This is a genomic window from Catenulispora sp. GP43 (assembly GCF_041260665.1).
Taxonomy (GTDB): Bacteria; Actinomycetota; Actinomycetes; order Streptomycetales; family Catenulisporaceae; genus Catenulispora.
The window spans coordinates 146,527-166,597 of record NZ_JBGCCT010000019.1 but is presented as its reverse complement, the minus strand read 5'-3'; the positions used below and the strand labels follow the sequence as shown (position 1 = coordinate 166,597).

General features: G+C 71.1%; 18 protein-coding genes and 1 pseudogene. 14 read left to right on the top strand and 5 right to left on the bottom strand.

From position 1 onward, the window contains the following. Positions 1 to 34: 34 nt before the first annotated feature. From ABH926_RS33085 to ABH926_RS33065, 5 genes are all read right to left on the bottom strand, one after another. Positions 35 to 712 (bottom strand): hypothetical protein, encoded by a 678-nt coding sequence (locus ABH926_RS33085; protein WP_370369853.1) that lies wholly within the window; start codon positions 710 to 712, stop codon positions 35 to 37. A gap of 121 nt (positions 713 to 833) precedes the next feature. Next, on the bottom strand, positions 834 to 1,745 hold the full coding sequence (locus ABH926_RS33080; RefSeq protein ID WP_370369852.1) for a hypothetical protein: 912 nt from the start codon (positions 1,743 to 1,745) through the stop codon (positions 834 to 836). 7 nt (positions 1,746 to 1,752) lie between these two features. Beyond that, the gene (locus ABH926_RS33075) at positions 1,753 to 2,415 is read right to left on the bottom strand and encodes an MBL fold metallo-hydrolase (RefSeq protein ID WP_370369851.1); all 663 of its coding nucleotides are present in this window, start codon (positions 2,413 to 2,415) and stop codon (positions 1,753 to 1,755) included. A gap of 193 nt (positions 2,416 to 2,608) precedes the next feature. After that, entirely contained in the window at positions 2,609 to 3,217 is a 609-nt protein-coding gene (locus ABH926_RS33070; RefSeq protein WP_370369850.1) for an MBL fold metallo-hydrolase, read from the bottom strand. Between the two features lie 11 nt (positions 3,218 to 3,228). Next, a complete protein-coding gene (locus ABH926_RS33065) occupies positions 3,229 to 3,999 on the bottom strand; it encodes a maleylpyruvate isomerase family mycothiol-dependent enzyme (RefSeq protein ID WP_370369849.1) in 771 nt (256 codons plus the stop codon). Between the two features lie 156 nt (positions 4,000 to 4,155). Between ABH926_RS33065 and uvrA the strand changes: the two genes are divergently transcribed. The 14 genes and pseudogenes from uvrA (at position 4,156) to ABH926_RS32995 (ending at position 20,053) form a co-directional block, all read left to right on the top strand. Beyond that, entirely contained in the window at positions 4,156 to 7,278 is a 3,123-nt protein-coding gene (gene uvrA / locus ABH926_RS33060; protein ID WP_370369848.1) for an excinuclease ABC subunit UvrA, read from the top strand. A 149-nt stretch (positions 7,279 to 7,427) separates the two neighbouring features. Next, positions 7,428 to 7,922, top strand: a complete 495-nt coding sequence (locus ABH926_RS33055) for a Rieske (2Fe-2S) protein (protein ID WP_370369847.1) — start codon at positions 7,428 to 7,430, stop codon at positions 7,920 to 7,922. Positions 7,923 to 8,081: 159 nt separating this feature from the next. Continuing rightward, the gene (locus ABH926_RS33050; protein WP_370369846.1) at positions 8,082 to 8,672 is read left to right on the top strand and encodes a helix-turn-helix domain-containing protein; all 591 of its coding nucleotides are present in this window, start codon (positions 8,082 to 8,084) and stop codon (positions 8,670 to 8,672) included. Beyond that, a complete protein-coding gene (locus tag ABH926_RS33045; RefSeq protein WP_370369845.1) occupies positions 8,669 to 9,274 on the top strand; it encodes a hypothetical protein in 606 nt (201 codons plus the stop codon). The genes ABH926_RS33050 and ABH926_RS33045 overlap by 4 nt, the downstream gene beginning before the upstream one ends. Positions 9,275 to 9,369: 95 nt before the next feature. Next, positions 9,370 to 11,361, top strand: a complete 1,992-nt coding sequence (gene uvrC, locus ABH926_RS33040) for an excinuclease ABC subunit UvrC (protein ID WP_370369843.1) — start codon at positions 9,370 to 9,372, stop codon at positions 11,359 to 11,361. Positions 11,362 to 11,510: 149 nt separating this feature from the next. After that, on the top strand, positions 11,511 to 12,341 hold the full coding sequence (gene rapZ, locus ABH926_RS33035; RefSeq protein ID WP_370369929.1) for an RNase adapter RapZ: 831 nt from the start codon (positions 11,511 to 11,513) through the stop codon (positions 12,339 to 12,341). Positions 12,342 to 12,385: 44 nt separating this feature from the next. Then, positions 12,386 to 13,786, top strand: a complete 1,401-nt coding sequence (gene yvcK / locus ABH926_RS33030; RefSeq protein WP_370369842.1) for a uridine diphosphate-N-acetylglucosamine-binding protein YvcK — start codon at positions 12,386 to 12,388, stop codon at positions 13,784 to 13,786. Between the two features lie 116 nt (positions 13,787 to 13,902). Further along, positions 13,903 to 14,802: an SGNH/GDSL hydrolase family protein gene (locus ABH926_RS33025; protein ID WP_370369841.1), complete on the top strand. Its 900-nt coding sequence runs from the start codon at positions 13,903 to 13,905 to the stop codon at positions 14,800 to 14,802. A 259-nt stretch (positions 14,803 to 15,061) separates the two neighbouring features. Next, positions 15,062 to 16,012, top strand: a pseudogene (whiA, locus tag ABH926_RS33020) (DNA-binding protein WhiA); the annotation flags it as partial. A gap of 321 nt (positions 16,013 to 16,333) precedes the next feature. Next, on the top strand, positions 16,334 to 17,359 hold the full coding sequence (gene gap / locus ABH926_RS33015) for a type I glyceraldehyde-3-phosphate dehydrogenase (RefSeq protein ID WP_370369840.1): 1,026 nt from the start codon (positions 16,334 to 16,336) through the stop codon (positions 17,357 to 17,359). Positions 17,360 to 17,438: 79 nt separating this feature from the next. Beyond that, entirely contained in the window at positions 17,439 to 18,632 is a 1,194-nt protein-coding gene (pgk, locus tag ABH926_RS33010; RefSeq protein ID WP_370369839.1) for a phosphoglycerate kinase, read from the top strand. A 5-nt stretch (positions 18,633 to 18,637) separates the two neighbouring features. Beyond that, the gene (tpiA, locus tag ABH926_RS33005; RefSeq protein ID WP_370369838.1) at positions 18,638 to 19,429 is read left to right on the top strand and encodes a triose-phosphate isomerase; all 792 of its coding nucleotides are present in this window, start codon (positions 18,638 to 18,640) and stop codon (positions 19,427 to 19,429) included. Positions 19,430 to 19,514: 85 nt separating this feature from the next. Further along, positions 19,515 to 19,760, top strand: a complete 246-nt coding sequence (secG, locus tag ABH926_RS33000) for a preprotein translocase subunit SecG (RefSeq protein WP_370369837.1) — start codon at positions 19,515 to 19,517, stop codon at positions 19,758 to 19,760. Positions 19,761 to 19,870: 110 nt separating this feature from the next. Continuing rightward, positions 19,871 to 20,053: a MerR family DNA-binding transcriptional regulator gene (locus tag ABH926_RS32995; RefSeq protein WP_370369836.1), complete on the top strand. Its 183-nt coding sequence runs from the start codon at positions 19,871 to 19,873 to the stop codon at positions 20,051 to 20,053. Positions 20,054 to 20,071: the final 18 nt, after the last annotated feature.

The following is a 20,071-nucleotide window of genomic DNA, read 5'->3' as shown; positions in this document are numbered from 1 at the left end:
CGGCCTTGAGTATCGCGCTCGCGTGCCCCCGGGGCTAGTCGTTGCTCACCTTCAGCGTCCAGTCGCACTCGGAGTCCACCTGTAGGTAGTGCGACCCCGGGTTGCCGTGTTCGTAGCTGGTGTCGGAACCGCTGGCCGCCAGCGCGTTCGCGAGGATGTCGCCCATGTCGCCGCCGACGTCCAGGACGAAGTTGCCTTTGCCGTCGCCGCCGGCGCCTGAGCAGTCGAACGTGTATGCCACGGACCATTCGGCACCGGTGGTGAAGCTGGCGGTGTTCTTGATCCCGTTGCCGGAGGTCGAGAACACCACCGCCGGCTTCGGCGCCGCGGTCGTGCTCGGAGCCGGCGGCGGAGCGGCAGCGGCGCTGGTGTGCGCCACGGCCGGCGCCGCGTTCCGCGCGGTCACCGTGGTGGTGACGGCGGTCGTCGAGGGCACACCGGCAGCGGTGTCGCCGGTCTGGGACGGGCTGTGGCCGGCGGCGCCTATGAGCAGGCCCAGGACGAGGCCGCCTAAGCTGCCGAGGATCGCGGTGCGGCGGCGGACGGTCGGTTTTTGCGCTGTTCGCTGCGGCGGTGCGGATGCCCGCTGCGGCGGTGCGTAGGTCGACTGCGGCGGTGCGTAGGTCGGCTGCGGCGGTGCGTAGGTCGACTGCGGCGGTGCGTAGGTCGGCGTGCTGTCGGGCTGCCCTGAATGCGAGTCGCGTTGATCCATGATTCCCCCCAAGGAATGCTCTGATCCCCCGTGCGACAGCGCTACGGTATGACGCCGACCTGGCTGTTACCGTCCGGTCGCTTCGGATCGTTACCGAAACGACCGGGGCGATCACCGAGGATCACCGAGGTTGACCGAGGATCACCGCTTCACGGACCTGGGGATCGGGATCGTCCGCGAACCGGTCGACCAGGTCGGGGGCCGATTCCTTGTCGGTCAGCGCGAGCAGCCGCAGGCGCGGGTCGGGGTCCTCGGTGTAGCGGAGCAGGCCGTCCTTCGGGAAGTTCGGGTGGTTGCGGGGGCGTCCCGGGAACGAGAAGCTGCCGGACCACCAGCTCCAGACGCTGAGCAGGACCTCAGGCGTCGCGTCGTCGCAGGACTCGGTCAGGAAGAGGTGCACGACGCGGTCCTCGTCGTGCGCGAGCCGGTCCACGACGTCCGACGGCAGGTGCTGAGCCCGCGCGACGCTGCGCCGGACCAGCAGCTTCGGTGACCCGGCGAGCTGGCGCATGGCGTCGGGGTCGTCGTGCAGCGCGCCGACCCACCACAGGGCCACGCTGCGGGCGTCCGGCGAGATGTCCTCGACGGCCTCTGCCCACTCGGCGATCTCGGCGGGGGTCGCGGGCGGGGCGGCGCCGGGATGCGGCGGCCTCTCGACGCCTCTTCCCCTGGTCACCCACGGTGTTCGGGTCGCCGCCTCATCGCGGAGGTCAGCCACGATGGCGCGTTCCTTTTCGGTGGGCGTCGCGGCGGTCAACCGGTCCCATTGCGCCGGGGTCAGGTTCCCGGCTTCGGCCGCCGCGAGCCTGACGATGCGGTCCGGGTGGCTGACGGCGGCATCGAGGACGCCGCTCGGCACGTCGCGGCGATAGAGGAAATAGAGCTTTTGCCAGGTACGCCGGGGCACATCGAAAAGCCTGATCACCACCTCGTCGGGCGCGCCCCTGTTGTCGCCCAGCCCGAGAGTCCACTCGGTGATCGCGTCTTCGCTCGCCGCGTCGAGTGCGTGCCATATGTCATCCACCGAGCTCACCGAGCTCCTACCAGCCCCGCGCCCGCCACTCCGCCAGCTGCGGACGTTCCGCGCCCAGCGTCGTGTCCTTGCCGTGCCCGGGGTACACCCAGGTCTCGTCCGGCAGGCGGTCGAAGATCTTCGTCACCACGCCCTCGTACAACGACGTGAACGCCTCGCCGTCGCCGAACGTCCCGCCGACGCCGCCGGGGAACAGGCAGTCGCCGGTGAACAGGTGTGGGGTGCCGCCGGCGGCGGGGTCGCGGTACAGGAGCGCGATGCTGCCGGGCGTGTGGCCGACCAGGTGGATGGCGGTGAGCTCGATGTCGTCGAAGCGCAAGACGTCGCCGTCGTCGACCGGGACGGCGGTGGGGACCGGGATGCCCTCGGCGTCGGCGCGGCCGGCGTGGGTGGTGGCGCCGGTGGCGGTCACCACGTCGGCCAGGGCCTGCCAGTGGTCGCCGTGGCGGTGGGTGGTGATGACCGCGTTCAGGCCGTCGGGGGCCAGGGCGAGCAGGGTCGGGGCCTCGTTGGCGGCGTCGATCAGGACGCGGGTGCCGGTGGCCTTGCTCCGCAGCAGGTAGGCGTTGTTGTCCGTCGGGCCCACCGAGACCTTGGTGATGGTCAGTTCGGGCAGGTCGCGGACGGCGGGCGGGCCGCCCTGGGTGACGTCGCCGGTGTAGTCGGGCATGGCGGTCCCTTCGGAGTCGAGATGAAGCTCGGAGGCGGGATGAAGCTGGGAAGTCGATGCGAGGCGATAAGAGCCGATGAGAGCGATAGCGATATGGCACGCGTGGCGGGCAGTGGATCGGAGCGGGCAGGTGGATCGGGATCGGGCGGCGGAGAGCCCCCGCCGCCTTTGCCGTCCTACCCGCCCCGCCGCCCTACCCCCCGAGCCCAGCCCGCTCCGCGCCCAGCGTCGAGTCGTTCCCCCGAGCCGGATACACCCACGTCTCGTCCGGCAGCGCGGCCAGCGCCCCGGTCAGCAGCTCCGCCGGTGACAGTCCGTGCGGGCCCGCGCCCGTCAGGCAGTCGCCGGTGAACAGGTGCGGGTGCCCCTTCGGGTCGTCGTACAGCAGCGCCATCGCGCCCGGGGCGTCGCCGGCCAGGTGCCGGGCCGTCAGCTTCGAGCGCCCGACGCGGATCTCGTCGCCGTCGCGCAGGGCCACGGTGGTCGGGACCGCGATCGCGCCCGCGTCGTAGGCGCCGGCCATGGTCACCGCGCCGGTGGCGGCGACCAGTTCGGCCAGGGCGCCCCAGTGGTCGCGGTGCCGGTGGGTGGTGACCACGGCCGCCAGTTCGCCGTTGACCAGCTGGATCAGGGCCGGGGCGTCGGCGGCGGCGTCGATGAGGACCTGCTCGCCGGTGAGGCGGTCGCGCAGCAGGTAGCTGTTCGCGCCCGTGCGGCCCACCGCGATCTTGGTGACGATCAGCTGCGCGAGCTCGTGCACCGCCGGCGGGCCGCCGGCGTGGACGATGCCGTGGTACGTCATCGCCCGCCCCCTCAGGCCCAGGCCGGCAGTTTCGGCAGCGGGCCGCGGCCGCCGGCCGGGATCACCGCGACCAGCCCGTCGCCGGAGGCCCGGCCCAGCAGCCAGGCCAGCAGCGCCCGCTTCGGCCCGCGCACCACGACCACGCCCTTGTCCTGCGGGTCGGCCTTCACGCCGTAGACCTGGTCCTCCTCCTCGGCGTCCAGCCGCAGCGCCGGGAAGTCCTCCCGGGTCTGGAACCGGGCCAGGGTGTCGGCGAACCACTGGTCGGTGAACGCGTCCGACCAGTGCGCCGGGGTGAAGTCCAGGTCCAGGTCCACGTGGTGGATCAGCACCTCGCCCAGGCGCTTGGCCGGTACCTGGTACGCCGGGTACCCCGGGGCCCCGGGCGTGCGCTGCACCGGCGCGTTCCAGTTGCCGGCGGCCTGCGCGGCGGTGAAGGCCGCGGCGAACCGGCCCGCCGATTCCCGCAGGTCCGACAGCTGCTCGGCGACCGGCCGGGAAGAGCCGGCCTCGATGTCGGCGTTGCGCTTGGCATCGGATGCGTACATGGGCGTGACCTCGCCGGTCGCCGCGGTGTTGAGCATGTTGGACAGGCCGTCGGCGTTGCGCGCGATGTGCGCCAATACGTGCCCGCGCGTCCAGCCGTCGCACAATGAGGGTCCGCGCAGGTCCTCGTCCGTCATGGCGGCGACGGTGTCCAGCAGGTGCGCGGTCGCCTCGGTGATCTGCTCGAGATCGGCGGCGGCGTCGAAGGAGGCGGGGATGGTCGGTGATTCGGTCACGGCGGTAACTCTTCCGTACCTGCCGTCCGTGTGCCACACACATCCGGCGACCGGCCTCGTGTCGGGGCGCGGAGCAGCGGACGGGGCGGAAATCCGAACTTGTCAGAGGGCCCGTCTAGCATCGGTGCGAGTCATGTCTTCAGGAAGGTTGCACTAGTGGATCGGCTGATCGTCCGCGGCGCGCGGGAGCACAACCTCAAGGACGTCTCGGTAGACCTCCCCCGGGACGCCCTTATCGTGTTCACCGGCTTGTCCGGCTCGGGCAAGTCCTCGCTGGCGTTCGACACGATCTTCGCTGAGGGCCAGCGGCGATACGTGGAGTCGCTGTCGGCGTACGCCCGCCAGTTCCTCGGGCAGATGGACAAGCCCGACGTCGACTTCATCGAGGGCCTGTCGCCCGCGGTGTCGATCGACCAGAAGTCGACCTCGAAGAACCCGCGTTCGACCGTGGGCACCATCACCGAGGTGTACGACTACCTGCGCCTGCTCTACGCGCGCGCCGGCCGCCCGCACTGCCCGGTCTGCGGCCGCCCCATCGCCCGGCAGAGCCCGCAGCAGATCGTGGACCGGGTGCTGGAGTTGGAGGAGGGCACCCGCTTCCAGGTCCTGGCCCCGGTGGTGCGCGAGCGCAAGGGCGAGTACGTCGACCTGTTCGCCGAGCTCCAGACCAAGGGCTTCAGCCGGGCGCGGGTGGACGGCGTGGTGGTGCAGCTCACCGAGGCGCCGACGCTGAAGAAGCAGGAGAAGCACACCATCGAGGTGGTGGTGGACCGGCTCTCGGTCAAGGCCAGCGCCAAGCGCCGGCTCACCGACTCGGTGGAGACCGCGCTCCAGCTCGGCGGCGGCATGATCACGCTGGAGTTCGTCGACCTGCCCGAGGACGACCCGAACCGCGAGCGCATGTACTCCGAGCACCTGTACTGCGTCTACGACGACCTGTCCTTCGAGGAGCTCGAGCCGCGCTCGTTCTCCTTCAACTCCCCCTTCGGAGCCTGCCCGACCTGCTCGGGCCTGGGCGTGAAGCTGGAGGTGGACACCGAGCTGGTGATCCCGGACCCGGACCGGAGCCTGGCCGACGGCGCGATCACGGTCTGGGCCACCGCCGGGATGGGCTCCAGCTGGTGGAACCACATCCTGACCGCGCTGGCCGGGGAGCTGGGCTTCGACGTGAACACGCCGTGGCACCGGATCCCGGCCAAGGCGCAGAAGGTGGTCCTGGAGGGCTACAAGAAGAAGATCACGGTCCGCTACACCAACCGGCACGGCTCCAAGCGCGCCTGGGAGACCACCTACGAGGGCGTCAAGCCGTGGGTCACCCGGCGCTACGCCGAGGCCGACAGCGACAGCGCCCGCGAGCGCCTGGCCGGCTACATGCGCGAGGTCCCGTGCGAGGCCTGCGACGGCACCCGGCTCAAGCCGGTCATCCGCGCCGTCACCCTGGGCGGGGAGCGCGAGCAGGGCGGCCGCTCGATCGACGAGATCTGCGCGCTGCCGGTCGGCGAGTGCGCGCTGTACCTGCGCGAGCTCACCCTGACCGACCGCGAGGCGCAGATCGCCGCCCGGGTGCTCAAGGAGGTCAACGAGCGCCTGCAGTTCCTGGTCGACGTCGGCCTGGACTACCTGTCGCTGGACCGGGCCAGCGCCACCCTGGCCGGCGGCGAGGCCCAGCGCATCCGGCTGGCCACGCAGATCGGCTCGGGCCTGACCGGCGTGCTGTACGTGCTCGACGAGCCCTCCATCGGCCTGCACCAGCGCGACAACCACCGGCTGATCGAGACCCTGATCCGGCTGCGGGACCTCGGCAACACCCTGATCGTGGTGGAGCACGACGAGGACACCATCGCCATCGCCGACTGGGTCGTGGACATCGGCCCCGGCGCCGGCGAGCACGGCGGGCAGGTCGTGGTGTCCGGCACCGTGGAGGAGCTGCTGGCCTCCGAGGACTCCCTGACCGGCCAGTACGTCTCCGGGCGGCGCCGCATCGAGATCCCGGCCATGCGCCGGCCGATCGACAAGAAGCGCCAGCTGGTGGTGCGCGGCGCGCGGGAGAACAACCTGCGCGACATCGACGTGGCCTTCCCGCTCGGGGTCTTCGTCGCGGTCACCGGCGTGTCCGGCTCCGGCAAGTCCACGCTGGTCAACGACATCCTGTACTCCACCCTGGCCCGCGAGCTGAACGGCGCGCGCACCGTGCCCGGCCGGCACACCCGGGTGGACGGCGTGGACCTGCTGGACAAGGTCGTGCACGTCGACCAGTCGCCGATCGGCCGCACCCCGCGCTCCAACCCGGCCACCTACACCGGCGTGTTCGACCACATCCGCAAGCTGTTCGCCAACACCACCGAGGCCAAGGTCCGCGGCTACCTGCCCGGCCGGTTCTCGTTCAACGTCAAGGGCGGCCGCTGCGAGAACTGCCAGGGCGACGGCACGATCAAGATCGAGATGAACTTCCTGCCGGACGTGTACGTGCCCTGCGAGGTCTGCCACGGCGCGCGCTACAACCGGGAGACCTTGGAGGTCCACTTCAAGGGCAAGAACATCGGCGAGGTCCTGGACATGCCGATCGAGGAGGCCGCGACCTTCTTCGAAGCCGTCCCGGCCATCGCCCGGCACATGCAGACGCTGGTCGACGTGGGCCTGGGCTACGTGCGCCTGGGGCAGTCGGCGACCACGCTGTCCGGCGGCGAGGCCCAGCGCGTGAAGCTGGCCGCCGAGCTCAAGCGCCGGGCCACCGGCCGCACCGTCTACGTGCTGGACGAGCCGACCACCGGCCTGCACTTCGAGGACATCAACAAGCTCCTGGGGGTGCTGCAGCGGCTGGTCGACGCCGGGAACTCGGTGATCGTGATCGAGCACAACCTGGACGTCATCAAGACCGCCGACTGGCTGGTCGACATGGGCCCGGAGGGCGGGCGCGGCGGCGGCGTGGTGGTCGCCCAGGGCACGCCGGAGGACGTGGCGAAGGTGGACGAGAGCCACACCGGCCGCTTCCTGGTGCCGATTCTGACCGGCGAGGCGAACGCCGCGACCGCGGCGCTGACCGCGGCGCAGGCGCGCAAGCCGAAGGTGGCGATGGCGATCGAGGCGGCCAAGCGGAGCAACGCGCCGAAGGCGGCGGCCGGCACCGGCGGCGCGGCCAAGACGGCGGCGAAGAAGACGGCGGCCAAGACCACGGCGGCCAAGACCACGGCGGCAAAGACGGCTGCGTCCAAGACGGCCGCCGCCAAGGCCCCGGCGGCCAAGAAGGCGCCGGCGAAGAAGGCGGCGGCCAAGAAGTAGCACCGAAGGGGCACTGAACCAGCGCCGAAGTAGCGCTGCGCATCCGGGCCCGTGCCGATCGGTGACGATCGGCACGGGCTCCGCCGTGATCCGGCCTTACTACGGAGCCTCAAAGAATTCTCACAGACGGGCATGATGAACTACTGCCCATGTCTGAAGATGTTGAGGTCGAGGAGTCGGGACCGGACCGCCGGTCCATCATGAAGGCCGCCGCGCTGGTCGTGGTGCCGGTGGCCGGGGTGGGCGCGGTCGCGGCTTGCAGCAGCAGCAACTCGTCGACGGACAACTCGTCGACCGGCGGCAGCGGGAGCGCCGGCAGCGGCAGTGGCGGCGGGAGCGGCAACGGCACGGTGACCGTGCCCTCGTCCTCCGTGCCGGTCGGCGGCGGGTACGTCGACCAGTCCCACCTGGTCGTGGTGACGCAGCCGGTGGCCGGGCAGTACAAGGCCTTCACCGCGGTGTGCACGCACCAGGGCTGCACGGTGGCCTCCGTGTCGAACAACCAGATCATGTGCCCCTGCCACGGCTCGATCTTCAGCGCGAAGGACGGCTCCGTGATCAACGGCCCGGCGACCTCCCCGCTGGCGGCCATGACCGCCACGGTGAGCGGGGCGAACGTGGACGTCACCGGCTCGTCGAAGTAGTACCTCGAAGGAGCACTTCTCGGAATTGCCCGAGTATCACTCCAACGAGCGAAAACCATGAATGAGGCGGCCGTGCGGACCGCGTGTCGGACCCGCGCGCACGGCCGCCGATCCCCGAGGGTGGCAGCTCAGGCATCCCTTCACCTGCCCGGGGGCCCCTTGACCGAGACCACATCCGGCGTCGACCCGCGCCCGGGGCGCCGGCTGCGCGCCCGGCGCGGGGAACGCGGCTGGTCGCTCAGCCGGCTCGAGCGCGAGACGCACTATTCGCGCGGTTACCTGAGCCGTGTCGAGAACGGCATGCAGCGCATGACCGAGGATCTCGCGCAGGCCTGCGACCGGGCACTCGGAGCCGACGGCGAGTTGCTGGCGGCGGTACGCAGCGGGCTCGGGCAGGAGTGCCCCTACCCGGGGATGACGTCGTACTCCGAGCACACAGCGCGCTGGTTCTTCGGCCGGGACGAGGCCGTGGGCAAACTACTGGCCGAGGTACGACGGCAACTGCTCAGCGGACGAGGGCTGTATGCGGTGGTCGCACCTTCGGGGGCCGGGCCCGCGCGCAAGGACGTCGTATGCGCCGCCGCGCACCGGCGCGCGCGGTGGTGCGCCGGGTATCGCGCCTACCAGAGAAACATCCTGTCATTCGCTCCGATCGGGCGACTCGGCGCCGTGTTCAGCCTCCGCACGGCGCGTCCGATACCCCTAGTGATCGTGATCGCGGACCACACACAAGGGAGATCATCACAGTGAGCATCCGCAGGTTCCGCAGGGCCCTGGCCATCGGGATGACGCTGGTCGGGGCGGCGCTGCTGAGCGCCGGGCCGGTCGCGGCGACCGGCACGACCGGCACGACCGGCACGACCGGCACGACCGGCGCGGCCGCCGGCGGCACCGGCTCCACCGCCGACACCCAGAGCTCTGGTATCCAGAGCGCCGACACCTCCCCCGGCGGCCCCGCCGCCCCCATGGCCATCACCCTGTGCCACGACTACGGCACCTACCTCGGCCTGGGCCTGCACCGCGTCGCCTCCGGCAAGAACCTCCTGGTCGTCGAGGTCTGCGGGGACGCCGCCGAGCGCACCGTCAGCATGGTCCGCGACAGCTACATCAAGGTCGACGGGCCCCGGGCCGACAGCCTGCGCTTCCACTGGCGGTGGGCCGACAGAGCCGGCGCGGTCAAGGGCGGCGGGGACGACGACAACGGCTCCTTCGTGCTCGGCCCGCAGAGCGAGAACACCTTCGCCTGGCCGTACTCCAAGCCGGTCGCGCCGATGGCGCCGAGCGCGCACTGCGTCGTCGGCATGCTGAGCGAGGGGACCGTGCAGTTCGTCACGGAGCCCGTCTGCCTGTAGTACCTGCCTGTAGTACCTGCCTGTAGTACCTGCTTGTAGTGCCTGCTGAGGCCGGTGGGACCTGTTGTGTCCCCCCGGCCGCGTAGGCTTTCCCTGTGGCAGACCCGGCAACCTATCGCCCGAAGACCGGCGAGATCCCGACCTCGCCCGGCGTCTACAAGTTCCGCGACCCGCACAGCCGGGTGATCTACGTCGGCAAGGCCAAGAACCTGCGCTCGCGGCTGAGCAGTTACTTCCAGGACCTGGCCAACCTGCACGTCCGCACGCAGACCATGGTCACCACCGCGGCCAGCGTGGAGTGGACCGTGGTCGCCACCGAGGTCGAGGCGCTCCAGCTGGAGTACACCTGGATCAAGCAGTTCGAGCCGCGCTTCAACGTTAAGTACCGCGACGACAAGTCCTACCCGTCGCTGGCCGTCACCGTCGGCGAGGAGTTCCCCCGCGCGCAGGTCATGCGCGGTCCCAAGCGGCCCGGTGTGCGCTACTTCGGCCCGTACTCCCACGCCTGGGCGATCCGCGAGACCCTGGACTCGCTGCTGCGCGTCTTCCCGATCCGCACCTGCTCCTCCGGGGTGTTCAAGCGCGCCGCGCAGAGCGGCCGGCCGTGCCTGCTCGGCTACATCGGCAAGTGCTCCGCGCCGTGTGTGGGGCGGGTCAGCGCCGAGGAGCACCGGGAGATCGTCGAGGACTTCGTCACCTTCATGGCCGGCCGCACCGACCGGTACATCAAGGGTCTGGAAGACGAGATGAAGGAGGCTGCCAAGGACCTGGAGTTCGAGAAGGCGGCCCGCCTGCGAGACGACCTCCAAGCCTTGCGGCAGACCCTGGAGAAGAACGCCGTCGTGCTCGGCGACGGTACCGACGCCGACGTGATCGCGCTGTCCGAGGACCCGCTGGAGGCCGCGGTCCAGGTGTTCCACGTGCGCGGCGGCCGCATCCGGGGCCAGCGCGGCTGGGTCGTGGACCGGGTCGAGGACGTCGACACCGCCGGCCTGGTCGAGCACTTCATGCAGCAGCTCTACGGCTCCGAGCAGGGTGTGCAGGGCGTCGACACCGAGACCGTGCCCCGGGAGATCCTGGTTCCGGAGCTGCCCGGCAGCGTGGAGGCCATAACGGAGTGGCTCTCCGAGCGCCGCGGATCCAGGGTCGAGGTCCGGGTCCCCAAGCGCGGCGACAAGGCCGCGCTGATGGAGACCGTCGCGCAGAACGCCAAGCAGGCCCTGGCCCTGCACAAGACCCGCCGCGCCTCGGACCTGACCACCCGCTCGGTGGCCCTGCAGGAGCTCGCCGACGCCATCGGCATGGACCAGGCGCCGCTGCGCATCGAGTGCTACGACATCTCCCACCTGCAGGGCACCAACGTGGTCGCCTCCATGGTGGTCTTCGAGGACGGCCTGCCGCGCAAGAGCGAGTACCGCCGGTTCACCATCAAGGGCACCGACGAGCACGGCGCCACCAACGACGACGTGCGCAACATGCACGAGGTCGTCACCCGCCGCTTCAAAGCCTTCCTGAAGGAGCAGGAGGAGGAGAAGCTGATCGACGAGACTACCGGCGAGCGCAAGAAGTTCGCCTACCCGCCGCAGCTGGTGGTCGTCGACGGCGGCCAGCCCCAGGTCGCGGCGGCCGCGCGGGCCCTGGCCGACCTGGAGATCAGCGACGTCACCCTGGTCGGCCTGGCCAAGCGCCTGGAGGAGGTCTGGCTGCCCGACGAGGACGACCCGGTCCTGCTCCCGCGCAGCTCCGAGGGGCTGTACCTGCTCCAGCGGGTCCGTGACGAGGCTCACCGCTTCGGCATCGCCTTCCACCGGCAGAAGCGTTCCAAGTCGATGGTCGCCAGCGCGCTGGACGATGTGCCCGGTCTGGGGGAAGTGCGGCGCAAAGCGTTGTTGGCGCACTTCGGAACTCTTCGCAAACTGCGTGCGGCCGAGGTGGCAGAAATCGCTGAAGTGCCTGGTATCGGGCCTGCCACCGCGCGGCAGATCCACTCGGCGTTGGCGGAGCTTCCGGTAAGTCGTGCGGTGAACGCCGCGACAGGTGAGATCCTGGACGGGGGAGAGAGCAGGAACGGGCCACACGAGGAGTGACGGGCGTGAGGGAGAACAGACCGAGCGGCAGCGACGCGCACGAGGAGCCGGAGCAGGTCGTCCAGGAGCCGGAGGGCTCCGCGGACGCCGAGGGCTCCGACGCCGCGCAGGACGGCCCGCACGCGCCGGAGCTGGTGATCGTCACCGGCATGTCCGGGGCCGGCCGGTCGACCGCCGCCAAGATCTTCGAGGACCTCGGCTGGTACGTCGTGGACAACCTGGCACCGACGCTGATCGCGCCGATGGTGGACCTGGTGATGCGCGAGTCGCGCAGCACCGACCGCCTGGCGTTCGTCGTCGACGTGCGCGGCCGGGCCTTCTTCGACACGCTGCGCAGCAGCCTGGACGAGCTGGACTCGGCCGGGCTGAACCACCGCATCGTGTTCCTGGAGTCCGACGACGACGTGCTGGTGCGGCGCTACGAGGGCGTGCGCCGGCCGCATCCGCTGCAGGGCGAGGGCCGGGTCACCGACGGCATCGAGCGCGAGCGCGAACTGCTGCGCGAGCTGCGCGGCGAGGCCGACCTGGTGATCGACACCTCGGCGCGCAACGTGCACGAGCTGCGCACGGCCATCGAGTCGGCGTTCGGCGACCCCGGCGAGGTGCCGCTGCGGGCGACCGTGATGAGTTTCGGATTCAAGTACGGATTGCCCGTCGACGCCGACCTCGTCGCGGATGTACGGTTCTTGCCAAACCCGCACTGGGTGCCCGAGCTCCGTCCGCGCACGGGCCAGGACCCTGAGGTGAGCGGGTACGTGCTGTCCCAGCACGGGGCCAAGGAGTTCCTCGACCGGTACGCGGAGGTACTGAACATCATCACCGAGGGATACCGCCGTGAGGGCAAGCGCTACATGACGCTGGCGATCGGCTGTACCGGCGGCAAGCACCGCAGCGTCGCGATGTCCGAGCAGATCGCCGCGCGGCTGTCCGCCGAGGGCGTGGACACCCAGGTGGTGCACCGCGACATGGGTCGCGAGTGAGCCCGGAGGACCGGGCGGCTTCCAGGCGGGTCATACAGAACGAGGTGGTCCCGACCATCTCGGGGAACCTGTTCCGTCCCGACCCGCCCGCGCAGGGGCCCGCGGCCGACGGGCCCGGGGCCCATGCGGCGCCCGCGGGCTACCCGCCGGCGCCCGCGGCCCCCACCGCCCACCCAGCCGGCACCGCCTACACAGGCCACACCGCCTACACAGGCCACAGCGCCTACACGGCCCCCGCTGCTCACACCGCCCCGGCCGGCGACCCGCTGGCCGGTCTGGTCCCGCCGCCGGGCCCGTTCGCCGCCTCCGGCGTGCCCGCGGGGCAGGTGCCCGGCGCCCAGAATCCGGCCGGCCAGATCCCGGCCGCCGTGCCGATGATCGGCGCCGCAGTCGCCGCCGCGAACTGGGCCGACCCGGCCGCGCAGGACGCGCCGACGGTGGAGTTCAAGGCGTTCAACAAGGCCGTCGACGGCCGGCCCGCGCCGCACGTCGTGGCCCTGGGCGGCGGCCACGGCCTGTCCGCGACCCTGGCCGCGCTGCGCACCGTCACCGACGCCCTGACCGCGATCGTCACCGTCGCCGACAACGGCGGCTCCTCCGGCCGCATCCGCCGCGAACTCGGCGGCCTGCCGCCCGGCGACCTGCGCATGGCGCTGGCCGCGCTGTGCGGCGACGACGAGTGGGGCCGCACCTGGGCCGACGTCCTGCAACACCGCTTCGGCGGCCCGGCCGAGGGCGGCCTGCACGGCCACGCGGTCGGCAACCTGCTCATCGCCGCACTGTGGGAGCGCCTCGGCGACCCGGTGCGCGCCCTGGACTGGGTCGGACGGCTGCTCGGCGCGCGCGGCCGGGTGCTGCCGATGTCGACGGTGCCGCTGGAGATCGAGGCCCTGGTGGCCGGCGCGGACCCGGCCGACCCCGGGGCCACCGGCGTCATCCGCGGCCAGCACGAACTCGCCGTCACCCCGGGCCGGGTGCTCTCGGTCCGGCTGAGCCCGCCGGAGCCGCCGGCCGCACCAGAGGCCGCAGCCGCCATCCGCGCCGCCGACTGGACGGTGCTGGGCCCCGGCTCCTGGTTCACCAGCGTCATCCCGCACCTGCTGGTCCCCGAACTGTGCGCGGCCCTGGCCGAGACCCGGGCCCGCAAGCTGCTGGTCTTCAACCTGTCCCCGCAGCCCGGCGAGACCGACGGCTTCTCCGCCGAGCAGCACATCGAGGTCCTCGCCGACCACTGCCCGGGCCTGCGCCTGGACCTGGTCCTGGCCGACGAGATGTCCTGCGGCGCCCCGCGCGTGTACGGCCCGATGGAGAAGGCCGCCGCCGCGCTCGGGGCGCGGGTGGTGCTGGCGCCGCTGGCCGCGCCGTACCGGGCCGGGGACAAGAGTCCGCGGCATGATCACGCGCTGCTCGCGCGGGCGTTCCGCGGGGTGTTCGCAGGAGGCTGACCTCGCCCTGATCAGGGTCCGAAATCCCTCTTCGGGGTGATTGTCGCGGCCCTGATACCGCTTCATACTGACTGGTCGGTTAACAACGGTGTTCCCAGTCGTATGAGGGGTCTCCCATGGTGCGCACACCGATCCGCCGGACAGCCGTCTTCTCCGCCGCGCTCGCCCTCGCCGCCGCCACGGCCGCGCTGGTCACGGCCCCGGCGCAGGCCAGCACCAGTGCCGGTGCCAGTGCCGCCGGCTTCCACAAGTACGTCGCGCTCGGCGACTCCTACACCGCCGTCGGCGATCTGCTCAAGCCGGCCGACGGACCGCTGGGGTGCTTTCGCAGCACCGTGAACTTCCCGCACGACCTCGCCGCCTCGCTGCACGTCGCAGACTTCGTCGACGCCTCCTGCGGCGGCGCGGTCACCGCGGACATGACCGGCCCGCAGTCCGTCATCGGCGGCACCAACCCCGCGCAGTTCGACGCGCTGACCCCGGACACCGATCTGGTGACCGTCGGCATCGGCGGCAACGACATCGGCTTCGGCGACATCGTGACCACCTGCGGCGAGCTGTCGCTCGACGTCTTCGGCAACCCCTGCCGGCAGCACTTCACCGTCGGCGGGACCGACCAGCTGGCGGCCCGGATCGACGCCCTGGCGCCGACGATCGACGCGGTGATCGCCGGCATCCACCAGCGGGCCCCGCACGCGACCGTCGTGGTGGTCGGCTACCTGCCGGTGCTGCCCGCCGCCTGGGGATGCTGGCCGTCGATGCCGGTGGCGCTCGGGGACGTGCCGTGGCTGCACGGGATCGAGCAGAAGCTGAACGACATGCTCGCCGAGCGGGCCGCCGCCGACGGCGCGCTGAGCGTGAACCCCAACGGCGTCACCGGGCGTGACGCCTGCCAGCTGCCGTGGACCCGCTGGGTGGAGCCGGTGATCCCGGCCCAGCCGGCCGCGCCCGTGCATCCGAACCCGGCGGGGCAGAATGCGGTCGCGGCGATGATCAAGAGTCGGCTCGGGCTTTAGTCCTGCCTTCAGCCCCTGCGTAGAAGCCCGGCGGGAACCGTGCGACCCGCCGGGCCGTCTTTCTGTGCGAGCACCCGAACCGCCCGAACCGCGCCGCCGCGGCGTCCGTTAGGCCGAACGAGCGTCATCCAACCTCGTGAATGCGCCGGGCGGAAGCACCTGGCGCCCCGCGGCGTTGGCTAGGGTGGACCGGTCACGGGAACGGTTCCAGCTCGGTGCGTTGAGCTGCGGTAACAAGCGAAAAAGGGGTAGCTGCGCGATGGCGATGACGGCGGCGGTCAAGGACGAGCTGAGCCGCCTGGCGGTGACCAAGCCCTGCTGCCGCAAGGCCGAGGTGGCCTCGGTGTTCCGGTACGGCGGGTCCCTGCACATCGTCTCGGGGCGGATCGCCATCGAGGCCGAGCTCGACACCGGGGCCGCGGCCCGGCGGCTGCGCAAGGACATCTGGGAGGTCTACTCCCACCGCGCCGAGCTGGTCATCCAGTCGCCCGGGGGCATCCGGCGCGGGCACCGCTACCAGCTGCGGGTGGCCGCCGGGGGCGAGGCGATGGCCCGGCAGATCGGCATGGTCGACGGCCAGGGCCGCCCGGCCTTCGGCCTGCCTCCGTACCTGGTGAACGGCCCGCTGTGCGACTGCGAGGCGGTGTGGCGCGGCGCGTTCCTGGCGCACGGCAGCCTCACCGAGCCCGGCCGCAGCTCGGCGCTGGAGATCAACTGCCCCAACATGGAGTCGGCGATCGCGCTGGCCGGGGCCGCGCGCCGGCTGGGCATCACCGGCGCCAAGCACCGCGAGGTGCGCGGCAGCGACCGGGTGGTGCTGCGCGACGGCGACGCGATCAGCGCGCTGCTCACCCGCCTGGGCGCGCACGAGGCGGTGCTGGCCTGGGAGGAGCGGCGGATGCGGCGCGAGGTGCGCGCCACCGCCAACCGGCTGGCCAACTTCGACGACGCCAACCTGCGCCGCAGCGCCCGCGCCGCGGTCGCCGCCGGGGCCCGGGTCTCCCGGGCGCTGGAGATCCTGGGCGAGGACGCCCCGGAGCACCTGGCCGCCGCCGGCCGGTTGCGCCTGGACCACAAGCAGGCCTCGCTGGAGGAGCTGGGGACGCTGGCCGACCCGCCGCTGACCAAGGACGCGATCGCCGGGCGGATCCGGCGGCTGCTGGCGATGGCCGACCGGCGGGCGTTCGAGCTGGGCGTGGACGGGACCGACGTGCCGTCCTCCGGCGGCGGATACGGACCGTCGTCCGGTTACCTGAGAGAGGAACCGACCCTGGCGCGCCCGGCGGTCCCGGCGCAGGCTGGCGCCGGTCCGGCGGCCTCGTCCGGGCAGACGTCCGACGACTTACCGGCGAGTACGGATTCTGCGATCGTCTCGCAGGTCGGGCCGGGTGCGCTGTCCTCACCGGGTTCGCGATAGGCTCGTGATCGTGCGCGGTCCGTTCTGGACTTATCAGCGAATCGCCACCTTATGCGTCGACTCTCGTCCGGGTGTGCACAAGGCGCCCGGCAACCTGAAGGGAGCCCTGCGACAGTGACCGTCCGGGTAGGCATCAACGGATTCGGCCGCATCGGCCGCAACTTCTTCCACGCGATCGTCGCCTCCGGCGCTGACGTCGAGGTCGTGGGGATCAACGACCTCGCTGCCGCCCCGATCCTGGCGCACTTCCTGAAGTACGACTCGATCCTGGGCCGCTTCGACGGCACCATCGAGGCCGCCGACGGCCAGCTGATCGTCAACGGCAAGGCCATCAAGGTGCTCTCCGAGCGCGACCCCGCGGCGCTGCCGTGGAAGGAGCTCGGCGCGGACGTGGTCGTGGAGTCCACCGGCCTGTTCACCAACGCCGACGACGCGCGCAAGCACATCGAGGCCGGCGCCAAGAAGGTCATCATCTCCGCCCCGGCCACCAATGAGGACGTCACCGTCGTCATGGGTGTGAACCAGGACAAGTACGACGCGGCGAGCCACCACGTGATCTCCAACGCGTCCTGCACCACCAACTGCCTGGCCCCGCTGGTGAAGGTCCTGCTCGACGAGTTCGGCATCGAGCGCGGCTACATGACCACCACGCACGCCTACACCACCGAGCAGCAGCTGCTCGACCAGATCGCGCTGACCCGCAAGGGCACCATCGACCTGCGCCGCGCCCGCAGCGCCCCGCAGTCGATCATCCCGACCTCGACCGGCGCGGCCAAGGCCATCGGCCTGGTGATCCCGGAGGTCAAGGGCAAGCTCGACGGCTTCGCGATGCGCGTGCCGGTCCCCACCGGCTCGGTCACCGACCTGACCGTGGACCTGGGCCGGGAGACCACCAAGGAAGAGATCAACGCGGCGTTCAAGGCCGCCGCCGAGAACGGCCCGCTCAAGGGCTTCCTGAAGTACACCGAGGACGAGATCGTCTCCCGCGACATCGTCACCGACCCCAGCAGCTGCATCTTCGACAGCAAGCTGACGATGGCCAACGGCAACCAGGTCAAGGTCGTCGGCTGGTACGACAACGAGTGGGGCTACTCCAACCGCCTCGTCGACCTCGTCGCCTACGTCGGCGCCTCGCTGTAGCCGAACACCGAACCCGTGCCCGCACGAGTCCCGTCTCCGGGCCTCGTGCGGGTTTCTTGTTGAATACGAAGGAAGCCGTATGAAGACCCTCGACGACCTCGACGTCGCCGGCAAGAAGGTCCTGCTGCGCTCGGACCTGAACGTCCCGCTGGACGGGGACCGTATCACCGACGACGGCCGCATCCGCGCCTCGGTCCCGACCATCAACGCGCTGCTCGCCAAGGGCGCCAAGGTGATCGTCGCGGCGCACCTGGGCCGCCCGAAGGGCGAGCCGGACCCCAAGTACAGCCTGGCCCCGGTGGCCAAGCGGCTCGGCGAGCTGCTGGACGTCCCGGTGACCTTCGCCACCGACACCGTCGGGGACTCGGCGCAGGCGGCCGTGGCCGCGATGCCGGAGCGCTCGGTGGTGCTACTGGAGAACGTCCGCTTCAACGCCGGCGAGACGGCCAAGGACGACGCCGCGCGCGGCGCGTTCGCCGACCAGCTCGCGGCCCTGGCCGACGTCTTCGTCTCCGACGGCTTCGGCGCCGTGCACCGCAAGCACGCCTCGGTCTACGACATCGCCACCCGGCTCCCGGCCGGCGCCGGCCTGCTGATCCAGGCCGAGGTCGAGGTCCTGAAGAAGCTCACCGAGGACGTCGCGCGCCCTTACGCGGTGGTCCTGGGCGGCTCGAAGGTCTCCGACAAGCTCGCGGTCATCGCGAACCTGCTGGAGAAGGCCGACAGCATCCTGGTCGGCGGCGGGATGGTCTTCACCTTCCTCAAGGCCCAGGGCTTCGAGGTCGGCCGGTCGCTGCTGGAGGAGGACCAGATCGACACGGTGAAGGGCTACCTGCGGCGCGCCGCCGAGCGCGGTGTGGAGTTCGTGCTCCCGATCGACATCATCGCCGCCACGGAGTTCTCCGCGAGCGCCGACCACGAGGTGGTCTCGGCCTCGGCGATCCCGGCCGACCGGCTGGGCCTGGACATCGGCCCGGAGTCCGGGAAGCTGTTCGCCAACAAGCTCTCCACCGCCAAGACCGTCTTCTGGAACGGTCCTATGGGCGTGTTCGAGATGGAGCCCTACGCCGGCGGCACCCGCGCCGTCGCGCAGGGCCTGATCGACTCCGACGCGTTCACCGTGGTCGGCGGCGGCGACTCGGCGGCGGCGGTGCGCACGCTGGGCTTCGACGAGTCCTCGTTCGGCCACATCTCCACCGGCGGCGGCGCGAGCCTGGAGTACCTGGAGGGCAAGACCCTGCCGGGTCTGGCCGTTCTCGAGGAAGGGAAGTAGTCCTCATGGCAGATCGTAAGCCGCTTATGGCCGGCAACTGGAAGATGAACCTCAATCACTTCGAGGCCATGAAGCACGTCCAGGAGCTGGCGTTCTCCTTGAACGACAAGGACTTCGACGCGGTCGACGTGGCGGTCCTGGTGCCGTTCACCGACCTGCGCTCGGTCCAGACCCTGGTGCAGGGCGACAAACTGCGGATCCAGTACGGAGCGCAGGACGTTTCCGAGCACGCCTCCGGCGCCTACACCGGCGACATCTCCGCGGCGATGCTGGCCAAGCTGGACTGCCAGTACGTGGTGGTCGGCCACTCCGAGCGCCGCCAGTACCACTGCGAGACCGACGCGCTGGTCGCGGCCAAGGCGGTGGCGGCGCGTAAGCACGGGATCACGCCGATCGTCTGCGTCGGGGAGCACCTGGACGTCCGCAAGGAGGGCGCGCACGTCGCGCACTGCGTGGAGCAGACCCGCGGCTCGCTGGCGGGCCTTTCCGCCGAGCAGGTCCAGGCCTCGGTCATCGCCTACGAGCCGGTCTGGGCGATCGGCACCGGCGAGGTCGCGACCCCGGAGGACGCCCAGGAGGTGTGCGCCGCGATCCGCGTCGAGCTGGGCACGCTGTTCGACGAGAGCGTGGCGCAGAACACCCGGATCCTGTACGGCGGCTCGGTGAAGGGCGCCAACGCCGCCGAGCTGATGGCGCAGCCCGACATCGACGGCGCGCTGGTCGGCGGGGCCTCCCTGGACGCCGCGGACTTCACGCGGATCGTGCGTTTCCGCGATTCCGCTGTCGCCGCTGGCTGAGCACCGGGTCCATTGCGTAATGTAGGGGCGGGGTGCTCTGGCATCCCGTCCCTGTCCTTATCCGAAAAGCGAGTGGACCGCCGAAGTGACTCTTTACCAGTGGATCGTCTCAGGCATCCTGGTCGCGACCAGCCTGCTCCTCATCATGTCGGTGCTTCTGCACAAGGGTAAGGGCGGTGGCCTGTCCGACATGTTCGGCGGCGGCGTGTCCGGCGGCCTGCAGGGCTCCTCGGTGGTGGAGCGGAACCTGGACCGGATCAGTGTGATCCTGTCGTCGATCTGGATCACGTGCATCGTCGCCCTGGCGCTGATGTACAAGCACAACTTCTAGGCGACGCAGGGCAGAAATGCAGGCGCCCGCCCGGACTCGGTCCGGGCAGGCGCCTTTTTCCTGCGCGCGTTGACCCTCACGTCGCGTCAGGGCGCACAGTGGGCGGCGGCATGAACGACGAGTACACGGTGGGCGTCGCGGCGGACATGACCGGCATGTCGGTGCGCACGCTGCACTACTACGACCACATCGGACTGGCCGGGAACTGGGCCTGGACCTCGGCGACATCGCGGAGATCCTCGCCGCCCCGGACGCCTCCGACGAGGACCACCTGCGGCGCAAACGCGACCTGATCGACCAGCGCATCACGC

Bases quoted from the DNA above. Each gene is read 5' to 3' on its own strand.
- ABH926_RS33085 (WP_370369853.1), bottom strand. From the start codon at position 712: ATGGATCAACGCGACTCGCATTCAGGGCAGCCCGACAGCACGCCGACC.
- ABH926_RS33075 (WP_370369851.1), bottom strand. From the start codon at position 2,415: ATGCCCGACTACACCGGCGACGTCACCCAGGGCGGCCCGCCCGCCGTC.
- ABH926_RS33070 (WP_370369850.1), bottom strand. From the start codon at position 3,217: ATGACGTACCACGGCATCGTCCACGCCGGCGGCCCGCCGGCGGTGCAC.
- ABH926_RS33055 (WP_370369847.1), top strand. From the start codon at position 7,428: ATGTCTGAAGATGTTGAGGTCGAGGAGTCGGGACCGGACCGCCGGTCC.
- rapZ (WP_370369929.1), top strand. From the start codon at position 11,511: ATGTCCGGGGCCGGCCGGTCGACCGCCGCCAAGATCTTCGAGGACCTC.
- ABH926_RS33025 (WP_370369841.1), top strand. From the start codon at position 13,903: ATGGTGCGCACACCGATCCGCCGGACAGCCGTCTTCTCCGCCGCGCTC.
- pgk (WP_370369839.1), top strand. From the start codon at position 17,439: ATGAAGACCCTCGACGACCTCGACGTCGCCGGCAAGAAGGTCCTGCTG.
- tpiA (WP_370369838.1), top strand. From the start codon at position 18,638: ATGGCAGATCGTAAGCCGCTTATGGCCGGCAACTGGAAGATGAACCTC.
- ABH926_RS32995 (WP_370369836.1), top strand. From the start codon at position 19,871: ATGAACGACGAGTACACGGTGGGCGTCGCGGCGGACATGACCGGCATG.